Source organism: Salinimicrobium soli (genome assembly GCF_048323655.1).
Classification (GTDB): domain Bacteria; phylum Bacteroidota; class Bacteroidia; order Flavobacteriales; family Flavobacteriaceae; genus Salinimicrobium; species Salinimicrobium soli.
Genome location: NZ_JBLUWW010000003.1, coordinates 667,632 through 682,126 on the forward strand (window position 1 = coordinate 667,632; position 14,495 = coordinate 682,126).

Consider the following 14,495-nt stretch of genomic DNA (forward strand, 5'->3'; position numbering starts at 1 on the left):
AAAATAACGGTTTCCATGAAAATACAGTGACTTCCGATAAATTTCAATGTAAAAAAGGCCTTTTTGGATCTCCTGTTAATGTTGTTACTAAGATTGTACATCAACTGTGGTTTGGTTTTCTTTGCAGCATGATAGAGGAAATCCGGTTAAAAGAAACCCTGAAAGAATATTTTGGATACGATTCATTTCGGCCGCTACAGCGCCAAATTATCGACTCCGTTTTTAAAGGTAATGACAACCTGGTGATAATGCCCACCGGCGGCGGTAAATCTATCTGTTTTCAATTACCCGCCCTTTTGTTGCCCGGAGTCACGCTGGTGATCTCACCACTTATCGCTTTAATGAAAGACCAGGTAGACGGGTTGAAAGCTAACGGAATTCCTGCAGCTTTTCTGAATAGTAGTCAGACAGAAAAAGAACAGCAGGAATTGTTCTCCAGGCTCGATAAAAAGGAGATCAAATTGTTATATGTGGCTCCTGAAAGTCTTCAATATGTTGATCCGGTATTCCAAAACGGTAATATTGACCTGATCGCTATTGATGAGGCTCATTGTATTTCCAGCTGGGGCCATGACTTCAGGCCAGCCTACACTCAGCTTGGCTATTTGAAGAATCGGTATCCCAGTACTCCCGTTATAGCCCTTACGGCCACTGCAGATAAAGCTACAAGAGAGGATATTTGTCGGCAGCTCAATATTCCGAGTGCCACCCAACACATCGCCTCTTTTGACCGTGAAAACCTGAGCCTGGAAGTGAGGCCCGGGAACAAAAAATTCGAACAGATCTATTCATTTTTAAAGAACAGGCGCCGGGAAAGTGGGATAATCTATTGTCTCAGTAGAAAGAACACCGAAGAACTTTCTGCAAAATTGCAGGCCAAAGGATTTAACGCCAAGGCGTATCACGCCGGACTTTCTCATGCGGAACGGGTGCAGGTGCAGGAGGAATTCATCAATGATCAAACAGAAATTATCTGCGCCACCATCGCCTTCGGAATGGGAATCGATAAATCAAATGTACGTTGGGTGATACATTACAACCTTCCGAAGAATTTGGAAGGATATTACCAGGAAATAGGCCGCGCAGGCCGGGATGGCCTCCCCTCTTCCACCCTTCTTTTTCATAGCTATGCTGACGTGCTTCAGTTACAGAAATTTGCTGAGAACTCCGGAAATTCTGAAGTGCAACTGGCAAAGCTGGAGCGAATGAAACAATATTCCGAAGCTTTGAGCTGCCGCCGAAGAATTCTGCTGAGCTACTTTGGGGAGCTGGTGGAACAGGACTGTGGGAATTGCGATGTTTGTAAGAACCCTCCCGAATTCTTTGATGGTACTATTCTTGCCCAAAAAGCCCTTTCAACCATCTTCAGACTTAAGGAAGAAGAACCTATTTCCATGGTGATCGATGTGTTGCGCGGTTCACAGAACAGCCATGTCTTTGAAAAGGGATATCAGGAATTGTCTACATATGGGATTGCATCAGATGTGGCCTGGCGGGACTGGCAGCAATACCTTATTCAGTTAATGAATCAGGGATATGTTGAGATCGCCTTTCACGATCAGAATAAGCTCAAACTTACGAGCCTGGCCAAAAAGGTGCTTTTTGAAAACGAAAAAGTTCGGCTGGCAGATGTAGTGCATATTGTAAAAGAGAAAGAAAAATCAGTAACTAAAGAAAAGGCCCCGGATAACCTTTTTGAGAGGCTTAGAAAGCTGCGACTTAGTATTGCTACAGAGGAAGGGATCCCGGCCTATTTGATTTTTAATGATGCCACGCTGAAGGAAATGGAGAAAGAAAGACCGATAACTGATGAGGATTTCATGCAGATCAACGGAGTAGGCCGACGAAAAATGGAAGCCTATGGTTACCGTTTCATAAAAGAGATCATTGGCTTTAGTAAGGACAAAAGGGAGAAAAAAAGCAGAAAGAAAGGCAGTACCTACAAAGAAACACTGGAGCTATACAAGCAAGGTCTTTCTGTGGAAGAGATCTCTCAAAAAAGAAAGATCGCCGCACCCACTGTTTTTTCACATTTTGCAAAACTCTACGAAGCAGGTGAAGATATTGACCTGATGCAGTTTGTAGCAGCTTCAGATCTTAAAGCGGTTGAAAAAGCGAAGGAAGAACTGGGGAGCCCAACGGCACTAAGGCCTTACTTTGAACATCTTGGAGAAGCTGTGGACTACGGCAGTATAAGGCTTTCACTTACCATTTTAAACCGCGATGAATAAAGAACTTTAGAAGAAGTCAACTTTGTTCAGAATGAGTCCGCTGCCCGGGGCTATATAAGTAATGGGCTCTTTCACCTCGGGATCCAGGCTTTTTCGGATATCTTCCAGGCTAAGTTCTCCTCTACCGAGCATAACCAGTGCGCCCATGATCAGCCTAATCTGGTTCCGAAGAAAACCCGCTCCCTGCACACGAAGGACAAAAGATTTTTCAGGAAAAAAGCTGGCAGTGATCTCGGTATTCAGCTGTATCTCACAATGAGAGAGTTCTCTGATAAGTACAGTGCTTTCTGTTGGTTTTGTACAATAGTTATGAAAGGAATGTTCTCCTTCAAAGAGTTTTGCTCCTTCCATCATCAGGTCCACATCGAGATCATCCAAAAAAGTAGCCATTAAAGGAGCTGCAAAAGGATGGCTTTTCTTTCCGAAGGCAAACAGGTAGATATACTCCTTCTGCTTTGGATGCTGAATGATATTGAATTTAGCATCTACTTCTTTAATGCTCAAAGCGCGAATATCTGGAGGAAGGTTCTGGTTGAATTCCAACAGAAAATCAGCCATATTTTCCAGGGGCTCATGATCTATAAAAAGTTCAAAAGCAGCCCGATGTGCTGAAACCATGGCATCTGTCCTACTGGCACCAAGAATCTTGAAACGCTTCTCGCCCAGAACAAATCTCAGGGTTTTCTTTACAAGACCCTCAACCGTCTTAAAGCCGGGTTGCCGTTGCCAGCCGTGAAGCCGATAGCCCAGGAACTGGATCTCCAGCAAGTAATAATATCGTTGTTTTTGCAAGGAATTGGATTTTCTATCAAATTTACGCTTTTTGAAATTCACCGGTAAACTTCGAAAAAAATCGACAGCCACGAGGTTTATATGGGTATCCGGAGAATCTTTACTGCTTGCTTTAACTTTTAGTTAGAAAAAATTGGCGTCTTCTTTTGTATATTCCATTACCCAAAACCCGCATTAATGGCCAGCGCAAAAAAGATCTTACTGTATTCTACCCTTTCTGTCATCTTTGTTTATTTTCTTATTGCCGGCCTCATTAAAGCCCAACCTTTTCTCGCACCTCTTACGGTTGCTGTCATACTTTCGCTGCTTGTACTTCCGTTGAACCGAAAAATGGAGAGCTGGAAATTGGGTAGAACCGCGGCCTCTCTCAGTAGTACCTTTTTAATATTTCTACTGTCACTAGGCTTTTTTGCACTTATTTCAATGCAGGTAAAGAACCTGGTAGACGACTGGCCTACCATCAAAGAGACAATGACGCCGAAGGTGGTAAAGCTCAAGGAATTTGTCTTCGAACATACTCCTCTTACCCAGGAAGACATTGACAAGACCTCTTCAGACGGCCCGGTCCCGTTCTTAAGTATGGGCTCTAACCCGGGGAAAAAAGCGATGTCCTTTTTCAATTCGGTAATGAGTTTCTTCGGAAATTATCTGCTTACATTTATTTATATCTTTTTTCTGGTGAACTACCGGAGTCATTTTAAGAAATTTCTTTTGCGCCTGTTTCCTGATGAAAAACAGGATTCCGTTCAAAACGTGATCACAAAATCGGCAACCGTGACACAACAGTACTTATTCGGAAGACTTATTTTAATAGGGTTTTTGACTATCTTCTATTCGATTGGGTTAGGCCTTTCGGGGGTTAATAATTTTATTCTGGTTAGTGTTATTTCAGCAATTCTCAGCTTGATACCATACCTGGGAAACATTATTGGATTTAGCCTCGCAATGATCTTTGGTTATCTCACTTCAGGAGATCCATATATGCTAATAGGTATTTCCCTCACCTTCTTCATTGGGCAATTTATTGAAAGCTATATACTCACCCCTTATGTGGTAGGTGACAAGGTAGATCTGCATCCATTTTTGGTAATTCTGGTTGTGATCATTGGTAACCTTCTGTGGGGAATTTTAGGAATGCTGCTTGCAATTCCGGTGATCGCGATCGTAAATGTGGTGCTTCTCAATATTGAACCGCTGAGACCTTTTGGATATCTATTAAGTAAGGAAGACAAGGAAGAATAAGTATGCAGGATCTTTTAAAAGAGCAGTTCTCCGGTTTTCTGAACACTCCCCGCTTACCCCTCGAAAACTTCAATTTTTCGTATGATTTTTTCCGCTTGACAAAAAACCCGGAACTTGATTCCGCAGATATACCTTCGCCTCCAACTATGGTATTGGGAAAACGCATGGAAACGTTTTTTCAGTATTACGTCCAGAACTTCACGAATGAAATGGTCATTGCACATAATGAACAGATCATCGACGACAAGCTCACGGTTGGAGAAATAGACTTTCTTCTAAAAAATGAGAGTTCCTCTCTTGTTTCTCATGTGGAACTGGTCTATAAATTTTACCTGTATGATCCATCACTTGGGTCCCGGGAGGAGGACCGGTGGATTGGTCCTAACAGGCGCGATAGCCTGGTAAAAAAACTCACCCGCCTTAAAACCCGGCAATTCCCACTCCTGTTTCATCCGGCCACCAGGCCCCTGCTGGACTCCCTGGGAATTACTGCGGAAGAGATCTCTCAAAAAATTTGTTTTAAAGCAAGCTTGTTTTTGCCTTTTTTGGAAAGGAATAATATTCCCTCCGGAATTTCCGAAGACGCGGTGAAAGGCTTTTACCTGGGTCTGAATGATTTTACGGAAAAAATGTTTCCCGGGGCTGATTTCTTCTCTCCCAGGAAACCTGACTGGCCAGTTTCTCCGGAAAAAAATAATACCTGGTATTCTTTTGAAGAAATAAAGATGCAGGTAGAAAAAATGCATAAAAAGCAACAGTCTCCTTTGCTGTGGATGAAAACTCCAGAAAATGAACATTTTCGGTTTTTTGTGGTTTGGTGGTGAATCTATTTCCGGTTAAGAGAAAATTAACGGCAAACTTCGCGATCCTTAAGGAAAAATTATGACTGGCAGCTCCCTTCTACTTTTGTAAATCGGCTCATTTAAAGTAACTTAACTAATCAAATAATCACCGGTGATCAGGGTACTTTCTACCCATCCTCGCGATCACCATCAAAAAAGATAAACTATGCCGATTTTGACGAAAGAACAATTTGAAGATTTAGCGAAATTTGACAATAATCCCTGTATTTCGATCTTTATTCCCACAGAACGCGCCGGAAAGGATGTTTTGGAAGGGAAAGGACGAATCCACTTGAAATCACAGTGGAAAAAAGCAGCGGAAAAGCTAAAGGAGATGGGGCTGGATCAGGATAAGATCAGCAAAATAGGAAAACCGGTAGAAGATCTTTTAGCCGATAGTGATTTCTGGAGACATCAGTCCGATGGATTAGCGCTGTTCCTTGCAGATGGTTTCTTCAGAAAATATACTTTGCCGGTCTATTTCGAAGAGTATACTTACGTTAGCGATCACTTTTACTTAAAACCTCTGGTCCCAATGTTCTCGGGTGACGGAAGATTTTACCTGCTTGCCCTGCAGATGGATCGCGTCCAACTGTATGAAGGAAACAGGTATAGTGTGGGAGAAGTTGATGTCGAAGACCTCACTCCTTCTCAGTTAGAAGAAAGGGTTGGCTTTGATTACGAAGAAAAAAACCTGAAAAGTAAAACACAGAATGAAACCACGGGTACTACCGTAACTCACGGTTACGGTGCTGCCGAAAGAGACCGGAAAAATGAATTTCTTCGTTTCTTTAGAGCAGTCGATAAAGGATTGCACGAGGTATTGAAAGATGAAAAAGTACCATTGGTAGTAGCCTGCCAGGATTACCTTTTTCCAATTTACCAGGAGGCGAGTACCTACAAAAGACTTTTTCCCGAACCTGTACCCGGAAATCCTTCCGACTATGAAAATATGTTGGCACTGCATTCCGCAGCTTTGGAAGTGCTGAAACCACATTTCGACAAGGAGAAGGAGGAAAAAATGAAACAGTTTAAAGAAATGAATCCGGGCCGTACTTCAGTAATGGTTTCAGAGATCATTCCGGCTATTTACCAGGGAAAGGTCGATACCTTATTCCTTCAGAACAGGGAAGATATCTGGGGGAATTACAATGAAAATATGGCCTCGGTTGATGTTCAGGACGGGCCATCTTCGGCAAACACTTCCTTAATGAATCTTGCAGCAGTAAAGGTAATTGAGCAGGGTGGCAATGTGTATCTCATAGAAAACGAGTTTATGCCGGATAACAGTTCTAAAATGAATGCTGTGTTCAGATATTAATTCTGGAATTGATATAAAGTGAAAACCTCTGCCTTTCGGCAGAGGTTTTTTTTATGTATAGTGAGCGACCTTTCCAATTACTTCTTTGTAAAAAGCCTTGATCTGCTTGAAATCTGCTTCCTTGTCTTCTGAGACTAACAGAGGTTCAGAAATTTTCACCTGTTTGCGACCAAAGTCGAAAGCGATCATCACTATAGGAACATCAGCTTGTTTAGCGATATAATAGAAACCTGTTTTCCAGTCCTTTACTTTTTTACGGGTTCCCTCAGGTGATATTCCTAATCGCAACTCCTCGTGTTCTGCAAACTTACCGGCTATAGCCTCCACCTTGTTCTGTCCTTGAGTACGGTCTAAAGGGATGCCCCCGACCCATTTAAAGTACCAACCGAAAGGGGGCTTAAAAAGCTCTTTTTTAGCAACGAATTTTATATCTACTCCCAGGATTCTGCGTACCAGCAAGCCTATATAGAAGTCATGCCAACTGGTATGAGGAACAACTATTACAACCGCTTTTTTTACTCCTGTGGGCCAGGAACCTATCATTTTCCAGCCCATGAGTTTGAAATAAATAAATCTAGCTAACCAATTCACTCTCTCTGTTGCTCTTCGTTATTTCTCCGCTTCTTCGTTTTCTTTCTTCGTAGAGCAAGGCAAGTTCCCTTCCGGTTTGCCCTTTTACAGAGGTATTTTCTTCTGCTCTTCTAATCAAATAAGGAACAACCTCCCTCACCGGTCCGAAAGGAACCAGTTTAGCAACATTGAAACCTGCTTCTGCAAGATTATAGCTAATATGCTCACTCATTCCGAAGAGTTGTGAGAACCATACGCGATCATCATCTTTTTCAATACCCTTGTCTTCCATCACCTGCAGCGCAAGATAGTTACTCATTTCGTTATGAGTACCTATAAAAACAGAAATGTCGTCAATATGAGCCAGGCAATAGGTCAGTACCCCGTTGAAGTTGACGTCTGTTGCTTCTTTATTTTCGCAAATAGGTGACAAATAACCCATTTTTTCAGCCCGTTCGTTTTCTTTTTCAAGGTAAGCTCCCCTTACTATTTTTGCTCCGACTATAAAGCCCTGCTCTTTAGCGCGGCTGTGAAGATCTTTTAAATACTGCATCCTGTCCCAGCGGTAGCACTGCAGGGTATTGAAGATCACTGCACGTTCCCTGTTGTATTTGAACATCATGTCTTCCATTAAGGCATCAGCAGCGTCCTGCATCCAGCTTTCTTCAGCATCTGCAAGTAACCTTACCCCTTGTTTGTAGGCTTCTTCGCAAATATCATTCACCCTGTTCTTTACGCGTTGCCATTCCTCTTCCTCTTCCAGGGTGAGACTGGCATTGGCAGAAACTTTTTGCCAAAGCTCGAACCTTCCAATTCCGGTAGGTTTAAAAACTGCAAACGGGATTTCCTCCCTGTCAGAAATGAATTTTACAATGTTGGTCTTCCGCTGAATTGCTTTTTCAAATTCGCTTTCCTTTTCCTTTCCTTCTACTGAATAATCAAGAATGCTATGCAGATTCTTGGTGTACATTTTTTCAATAGTTGGAAGGCAATCCTTCTCTGTCACTCCTCCACAAAACTGATTAAAAATGGTCTTTTTAATAAGAGATTCTACCGGTAGGTGGACCTTTAATGCCAGATTTGTAAGGGTAGTCCCCGCTTTAACAAGCATGGGGCGGTCTATCATTTCAAAAAGAAAAATAGCCCGGTTTAATTCTGCGTCCGATTTTAATTTAAAAGCGGTCTCAGTATCGTTGAATATTTTTTCTGTGATCATTTGTGAAACTTAAGTTGTACAAAGGTAATTATTGCGTATATATTGTTTGCAAAATTCTCTTTATTTTCGGTGCTTTATTGCAGATTTTTTTAATTCATATTCATGACAGAAGTTTCACAGGATCAACAGGTTTTCTTCAATGAAAATGGCTATAAACAACTCAACCTTTTTTTGAAGAACAACAGTTTTTCCAAAATCTTCATTTTAGTTGACACCAATACCCATACCCACTGCCTCTCCCCTTTCCTGCAAAGGCTGGAAACGGAAGTTACCTTAGAGGTGATTGAAATGGAAGCAGGGGAAGAACATAAGAACCTGGAGACCTGTAATGGAATATGGAAAACACTTTCTGAATTGGGAGGTGACAGGAAAAGCCTATTGATCAATCTTGGCGGTGGCGTGGTTACCGACCTCGGCGGATTTGTTGCAGCTACTTTCAAAAGAGGTATTTCTTTCGTTCATTTTCCCACTACTCTACTTGCTATGGTTGATGCTGCAGTTGGAGGAAAGAACGGCATAAACCTGGACGGGCTTAAAAATCAGATAGGAACCATTCGCCCTCCCGAAATGGTGGTGGCAGATATTTCTTTCCTCACTACCTTGCCTTCCGCAGAAATGCGCAGCGGACTTGCAGAAATGTTGAAACACGGGCTCATTAGAGACGAGGCTTACTGGAATTCTTTACAAAATCTGCAAGACTTGAATTTGAGTCATCTTGAAGCTCTTATCAGAAGATCAGTTGAGATCAAGGAGGAGATTGTTAGGCAAGATCCTGAAGAGAAACACCTTAGAAAGAGTCTGAATTATGGGCATACACTTGGACATGCCATCGAAACATATTTTCTGGAAACTCCTGAAAAGACAAAATTATTACATGGTGAGGCGGTAGCTGCGGGAATGGTTTTGGCCACCTATTTATCGAACAAAACGGAATCTTTTCCGGAAGCTAAAATGCAGGAGATCAGGAAAGCAATTCTTGCTATGTATGGAAAAGTAGATTTTTTAGAGGAAGACCAGAAAAAAATTATTGAGCTCTTGAAATTTGATAAAAAAAATGAGGGAGGAAAAATAAATTTTGTTCTTTTGCGGAAAATTGGGGAACCGGTCATTGACCGGCAGGTATCAAATGAGCTGATTTATGAGGCCTTCAGGTATTACCTTGAACCACAATAGAATAGAATCTTAATTAAGATATTACAGATTAAAATTTTTATTTATTTTAACGCCGGCGGAAGAATGAATTATTATTTTCGCTGAGAAGCATGACCCAAAGAAAGCCCTTATGAAAAGAATCATTGTTGATTACAAAAAGCTCACCCCGGAAATTTTAGGTTTACTTGTTGAGAAATACCCTGACGGGTATGACGATGACCAGATCATTTCTTTCAAAAATGCCAAAAATGAAACTGTAGATGCAGTAGAGGTACGTACAGAGGACAGTATTTATCTTGTAAAAGTTTCTACCCGTTTGGAAAATACCATGGCGAATTATGATGAGGATGATTATGATGATGCAGATTACAACGAGCCTATAGTAGAGATTCCGGAAAAGACTGAAGATCCTGAAGAGGAAATTGATGACGAGGAAGACCTGTAGATCAGGTATTACCATAAAAAAAGGAACCAAATGGTTCCTTTTTCTTTTTTATAATATTCTCTGGTTTAAGCATGTTGCTCTTCGTGCTTGCCTTCTTTGATCTCCTCGATCAATTTTGAATTAAAAGCCGGAAGATCATCGGGATTCCTGCTGGTAACAAATCCTTCGTCCACTACCACTTCTTTGTCTACCCAATTTGCGCCGGCATTAATAAGGTCATCTTTTATTGAATTATAGGAGGTCATTGTACGCCCCTTCACTACTCCGGCACTAATTAGCGTCCAGGGGCCGTGGCAAATTGCAGCTACAGGTTTTTTCTGTTCAAAGAAATTCTTCACGAACGTCAGCGCTTCTTTGTTGGTCCTTAAATTATCGGGATTTATCACCCCGCCTGGAAGCACAAGTGCGTTATAATCTTTAGCTGAAACTTCACTCAACTTTTTGTCTACCTGATATTCTTTAGACCAGTTGCCTTTATTCCAGGCTTTGATCTTTCCGCTCTCCGGACTTACAATATGTACCTCGAATCCTTCTTTCTCCATGGCTTCCTTTGGAGAACTCAATTCACTTTCTTCAAAACCGTTGGTCGCCAAAATGGCTATTCTCTTCTTCATTTGTCTTTTTTTAGGTTAAACTTCATTTTCCTCCAGAATGTACTAACTCAATAATAACTTCTCTATTAAGGAGCTCGTAAATTTTGGAGAGAAACCGTTAAACCTTTAAAAATTACTTTTTCTTATCGCTTTTTTCCATTTCCAGATCCTTGTCGGTATGGGATTGAAGAGTGTCCAGGATCCGTTTTTCATCAATTAACTGTCCGCGTTTCTGTTCGAGGCGTTCCAGCTCCTGGTAAATAGCCGGCTCGGCATATTCGTTGGGTTCCACTTTTTCCTTTTTATGAAGTGCGTACTGAACGGTAAATTCAGCTCCAAAAAATACGATCAGGCAGGTATAGTATACCCATAGCAGGATTAGAACTACTGAAGAGGCACCACCATAAACCGAACCCGGCTTACTTTGCCCAAAATAAAATCCGATAATATATTCGGCTACAAGAAACATACAGGTGGTGAGCATGGCACCCAGATAAGTCGTTTTCCAGCGAAGTTTTACATCGGGAAGCCATTTAAAGATCGCCGCAAAAAGTGAAGTAACGATGAGGAATGAAAGCAGGAAATTGAGCAGATCCAGCATAAATGTGGTAATTACCGGAGCAATTGAAGCCAGGTAATCACTTAAAGCAGCAAGAACCGCGGAAATGACCAGAGAGACTAGCATTAAAAGGCCTAAAACGAATACCATACCAAGGGAAATGATACGATTGATTATAATGCGCTTTACTGTATTTTTTTTTGCCGTAACGTTCCAGATGTTGTTCATGGCCGCCTTCAACTGAAAAAAAACACCGGTTGCCCCAAAGATCAGGAAAGCCAGACCGAAAATTACCGCAAAGGTCGATCTGTCATTAAGTGCGGCGCTGGCAATCATTCCTTCAATGGCTCTCGCTGGTTCTTCCCCAATGAAATTGTTTATCTGTTCGGTGATCCTTCCCTGAACCGCACTTTGACCGAAGAAATATCCGGCTACGGTCACTACGATGATCAAAAGAGATGGTAATGAAAAAAGAGCGTAATAGGCTATTGTAGCACTTCGTGCCCAGGGATCATTTCTATTCCAGCTGAAGTATGCTTTTTTGATAAGGCTCCAGAAAGAGGTAAGCTTGTGTTTGATGTATGACATACCCAGTACATAAGCATTTAGAGTAATGTATAAAAAAACCCTTTAAACCAGTAAGTTTAAAGGGCTTTTAATAAGATTTTAGGAAAAACTAGAGATTCTCAAAAATGGAATGCATCAGACGTTTTTTATCGTTGATACTTTCTTCCAGTGAGATCATTGTCTCAGTTCTGTAAACACCTTCAATATCATCCAATTTGAAAATGATCTCCTTAGCGTGTTGTGTATCACGAGCTCTGATCTTACAGAATACATTGAATTTACCCGTGGTCACATGGGCCACAGTCACAAAAGGAATTTCATTAATTCTTTCAAGAACGAATTTTGTCTGAGAAGTATTCTGTAGAAAAATTCCCACGTATGCTATAAAGGCATATCCAAGTTTCTCATAATTGAGAGTAAGGGATGATCCAAGAATTATCCCTGCCTCTTCCATTTTCTTTACTCTCACGTGCACCGTCCCGGCCGATATCATTAATTTCTTAGCTATATCGGTAAAAGGGGTCCTGGTATTATCAATCAACATGTTCAGGATCTGGTGATCTGTCTCATCTAATCTAAATTTTGCCATATCTAATTATTTTCTAAGATTCTCCGTTATTTTAAATGAAGTACAAAATTACTACAAAAAAATTGGATTATAAACAAAATTCATTGATTATCCTGAGATATTATTGATAACTTCTCGTCATTTAACAAAAATGTGTGTACTATATCGTTTTCGATAGGCCACTTTCCCTCCCCTGTTTTTAGTCTTTGACCACGGCAATCAAATTCCCGATGACCAAAATAAGTTAAAGATGGGGCCATAGTTTGAACACGTGGCAAAAAGTGGACATCTCCCCCTTTTAATTTTTCCTCGAATTGTAATGCAACATCAAGGTTTTGATCTTTTATAAGCGCATTTCGTAAAATGATATCGTAAAAATTCTTGTGGTTCTCTGGAATTTCCATGTAATTTTCGGAAGAATACTCTTCATATTTTCCTGTAGCTATGGAATTTAAGCCGGCGAAGATGGAAAACGCAATGTACTTCCTGGTTTCTTCCCGTTGATAATCTTCCGGGAAATGTCCCGCTTCAAAAAGAATGGTAGGAGTTTCAAGGCTTTGAAAAGTATCTCCGGTGCAATTAATATTAAAAGCATCATCATAGCGTCCTACCTGGCCCGGAATATATTCCTGAAGTTGCTTGTTCATATAAGAAATTACCTGCATTGCCTTTGTTCTCACTGCTGTGACAGTCCTTTCTTCGTTCATAGCAGGTGATAGAAAGGAAACCGTGGCCACTTTGGAAGTGTTGCCGGCGCTAAAAATAGTTCTCTGGTCGTGCAGGTTAAAACAGAAATCGGGAAAAAAATTCTCGTATGTCTCTCTCAGGACATTACTCTCCTGTTCACTAAGGTTGTTGGCATCCCGGTTGAGATCAACCTTGTTCACATTTTCTCTGGTGTAACGGGCAGCACCGTCAGGATTGAGAATTGGGATAACTAAAAAAGTACATTCCTCCAGGATCCTCCGTACTTCGCGATCATCTTTATGTTCTGCGAAAAGATTGAGAAGATCACAAATGGCTTTTGTAGTGGTCCCTTCATTTCCATGCATCTGGGACCAAGCAAGTATTTTCTTTGAACCCGAACCAATTCTGATGCTGTGGATAGGAACATTTAAAAAAGAACTTCCTACCTGCGCAACTTCAAATTGTGATTTAGCCTTATTCAGTACCTCCTCAATTTTCGGCTGTGTGATATATCTACCCTTAATGCTGTTCTCTTTGAAACCGGGATAGACATTCAGAAAATTTCGGGAATTAACTTCTTTATTCATGTTTACAAAAGTAAATAAACCCTTTTTTACAATTGTAAACAAGACGAAACGAAAGAAGTGTTGAGTAATGTAAACAGCTGGTTCATGATAATAAGCAATGTTAATGGAGATATTCCTAGGTACTCAATAATTAGGATTAAAAAGCTAGTTATTAGCACCTTAAATTGGTTTACATAAAGTAAAGGTTGTACTTTAATTAACTATTTACAGCTGTAATTTGCACGCTTCAGGAACTTGTTTTACATTTGTAAACTAACATTTCAAATACATTTGTTTACAATGGTGAACATCGAAGAGTTTACAAATAGAATCAATAAGGTCATGGAATATTATGATCTCTCAGCGGCATCCTTCGCTGATAAAATTGACGTGGGAAGGTCTTCTATCTCTCACCTCCTTTCGGGTAGGAATAAACCCAGTCTCGATTTTGTAATGAAGATCGTAAAGACCTTTCCTGAAGTAGATATCTATTGGTTGCTGAACGGGAAAGGTAATTTTCCAAAAAAAGATGTCTCCCCTGCTTCTTTGCCAAAAGTCAATCCTGCGATTACACCGGACCTTTTTACAGAGGAACTTTCTATCCCTGCTTCACCAGAAAAAAACTCTTCTAAAGGGCGCAGAGAGATCAAAAAGATCGTGTTTTTCTATAATGACGGCAGTTTTGAGGCATTTGAAAATTGATTCTGATCACAAAAAGCTGTTAATTTGCGTCATGCAAAAATTCTTCTTTCTATTATTCATTTTATTCCTGGTATCCTGTTATCAACCTGAAAGGAACTGCGACGAATTTAAGACCGGAACCTTTGAGTTTCAGTCATACCTGGACGGGGAACTTGTAAAGAGCACTTTTATTCGGAATGACACTATGGAAATTGATTTTTTCAGGGGGAAAACAGACACTTCTTCCATCAGGTGGATTAACAATTGCGAATATGTGATCAAAAATTTGAATCCGAAGAGCCGGTCCGAAGAAAAACCTATTCATATTAAGATTCTTACCACTAAGAATAACACCTATACCTTTGAATATGGGCTGGTGGGAGAATCTAAAAAGCAGAAAGGAACTGCTGTAAAGGTGAAATAACTGCAAAAGAAAAGAGACAACGCCTGGTTGTCTCTTGTA

15 protein-coding genes are annotated in these 14,495 nt (G+C 40.8%); 8 read left to right on the plus strand and 7 right to left on the minus strand.

Translation table 11 applies throughout. The features are described from left to right. Positions 1 to 128 precede the first annotated feature (128 nt). Positions 129 to 2,231, plus strand: a complete 2,103-nt coding sequence (gene recQ, locus ACNORC_RS12460) for a DNA helicase RecQ (protein ID WP_418335979.1) — start codon at positions 129 to 131, stop codon at positions 2,229 to 2,231. 6 nt (positions 2,232 to 2,237) lie between these two features. On the opposite strand, the gene ACNORC_RS12465 is transcribed toward recQ, so the two are convergent. Continuing rightward, positions 2,238 to 3,023 carry a tRNA pseudouridine synthase A gene (locus ACNORC_RS12465; RefSeq protein WP_418335980.1) on the minus strand — a complete coding sequence of 262 codons (786 nt, stop codon included), beginning with the start codon at positions 3,021 to 3,023 and terminating at the stop codon, positions 2,238 to 2,240. A 177-nt stretch (positions 3,024 to 3,200) separates the two neighbouring features. Here ACNORC_RS12465 and ACNORC_RS12470 point away from each other — a divergent pair, with 177 nt between their 5' ends. The 3 genes from ACNORC_RS12470 to ACNORC_RS12480 all read left to right on the plus strand — a co-directional run bounded on the left by ACNORC_RS12470 (position 3,201) and on the right by ACNORC_RS12480 (position 6,428). Then, the gene (locus ACNORC_RS12470) at positions 3,201 to 4,265 is read left to right on the plus strand and encodes an AI-2E family transporter (protein ID WP_418335981.1); all 1,065 of its coding nucleotides are present in this window, start codon (positions 3,201 to 3,203) and stop codon (positions 4,263 to 4,265) included. A gap of 2 nt (positions 4,266 to 4,267) precedes the next feature. Continuing rightward, positions 4,268 to 5,089 carry a DUF1853 family protein gene (locus ACNORC_RS12475; RefSeq protein WP_418335982.1) on the plus strand — a complete coding sequence of 274 codons (822 nt, stop codon included), beginning with the start codon at positions 4,268 to 4,270 and terminating at the stop codon, positions 5,087 to 5,089. A 184-nt stretch (positions 5,090 to 5,273) separates the two neighbouring features. Then, positions 5,274 to 6,428 carry a baeRF3 domain-containing protein gene (locus tag ACNORC_RS12480; RefSeq protein ID WP_418335983.1) on the plus strand — a complete coding sequence of 385 codons (1,155 nt, stop codon included), beginning with the start codon at positions 5,274 to 5,276 and terminating at the stop codon, positions 6,426 to 6,428. 51 nt (positions 6,429 to 6,479) lie between these two features. On the opposite strand, the gene ACNORC_RS12485 is transcribed toward ACNORC_RS12480, so the two are convergent. Both ACNORC_RS12485 and ACNORC_RS12490 read right to left on the minus strand, forming a co-directional pair. Beyond that, positions 6,480 to 6,983 (minus strand): 1-acyl-sn-glycerol-3-phosphate acyltransferase, encoded by a 504-nt coding sequence (locus tag ACNORC_RS12485; RefSeq protein WP_418335984.1) that lies wholly within the window; start codon positions 6,981 to 6,983, stop codon positions 6,480 to 6,482. A gap of 19 nt (positions 6,984 to 7,002) precedes the next feature. Continuing rightward, entirely contained in the window at positions 7,003 to 8,214 is a 1,212-nt protein-coding gene (locus ACNORC_RS12490) for a proline dehydrogenase family protein (RefSeq protein ID WP_418335985.1), read from the minus strand. 102 nt (positions 8,215 to 8,316) lie between these two features. Between ACNORC_RS12490 and aroB the strand changes: the two genes are divergently transcribed. Next, positions 8,317 to 9,387, plus strand: coding sequence for a 3-dehydroquinate synthase (gene aroB, locus ACNORC_RS12495; RefSeq protein ID WP_418335986.1), 1,071 nt, complete (start codon positions 8,317 to 8,319; stop codon positions 9,385 to 9,387). 109 nt (positions 9,388 to 9,496) lie between these two features. Continuing rightward, positions 9,497 to 9,811, plus strand: coding sequence for a hypothetical protein (locus ACNORC_RS12500; protein ID WP_418335987.1), 315 nt, complete (start codon positions 9,497 to 9,499; stop codon positions 9,809 to 9,811). A 65-nt stretch (positions 9,812 to 9,876) separates the two neighbouring features. Here ACNORC_RS12500 and ACNORC_RS12505 read toward each other — a convergent pair whose 3' ends face one another. The 4 genes from ACNORC_RS12505 to ACNORC_RS12520 form a co-directional block, all read right to left on the minus strand. Beyond that, positions 9,877 to 10,425 (minus strand): type 1 glutamine amidotransferase domain-containing protein, encoded by a 549-nt coding sequence (locus ACNORC_RS12505; RefSeq protein ID WP_418335988.1) that lies wholly within the window; start codon positions 10,423 to 10,425, stop codon positions 9,877 to 9,879. 112 nt (positions 10,426 to 10,537) lie between these two features. Continuing rightward, positions 10,538 to 11,551: a YihY/virulence factor BrkB family protein gene (locus ACNORC_RS12510; RefSeq protein WP_418335989.1), complete on the minus strand. Its 1,014-nt coding sequence runs from the start codon at positions 11,549 to 11,551 to the stop codon at positions 10,538 to 10,540. 88 nt (positions 11,552 to 11,639) lie between these two features. Next, positions 11,640 to 12,119: an Lrp/AsnC family transcriptional regulator gene (locus ACNORC_RS12515; protein WP_418335990.1), complete on the minus strand. Its 480-nt coding sequence runs from the start codon at positions 12,117 to 12,119 to the stop codon at positions 11,640 to 11,642. Positions 12,120 to 12,199: 80 nt separating this feature from the next. Further along, positions 12,200 to 13,372 (minus strand): M14 family zinc carboxypeptidase, encoded by a 1,173-nt coding sequence (locus tag ACNORC_RS12520; protein WP_418335991.1) that lies wholly within the window; start codon positions 13,370 to 13,372, stop codon positions 12,200 to 12,202. A 279-nt stretch (positions 13,373 to 13,651) separates the two neighbouring features. Between ACNORC_RS12520 and ACNORC_RS12525 the strand changes: the two genes are divergently transcribed. Together ACNORC_RS12525 and ACNORC_RS12530 are read left to right on the plus strand one after the other, a co-directional pair. Continuing rightward, a complete protein-coding gene (locus ACNORC_RS12525) occupies positions 13,652 to 14,053 on the plus strand; it encodes a helix-turn-helix transcriptional regulator (protein WP_418335992.1) in 402 nt (133 codons plus the stop codon). 31 nt (positions 14,054 to 14,084) lie between these two features. After that, positions 14,085 to 14,456, plus strand: coding sequence for a DNA topoisomerase IV (locus ACNORC_RS12530; RefSeq protein ID WP_418335993.1), 372 nt, complete (start codon positions 14,085 to 14,087; stop codon positions 14,454 to 14,456). Positions 14,457 to 14,495 lie beyond the last annotated feature (39 nt).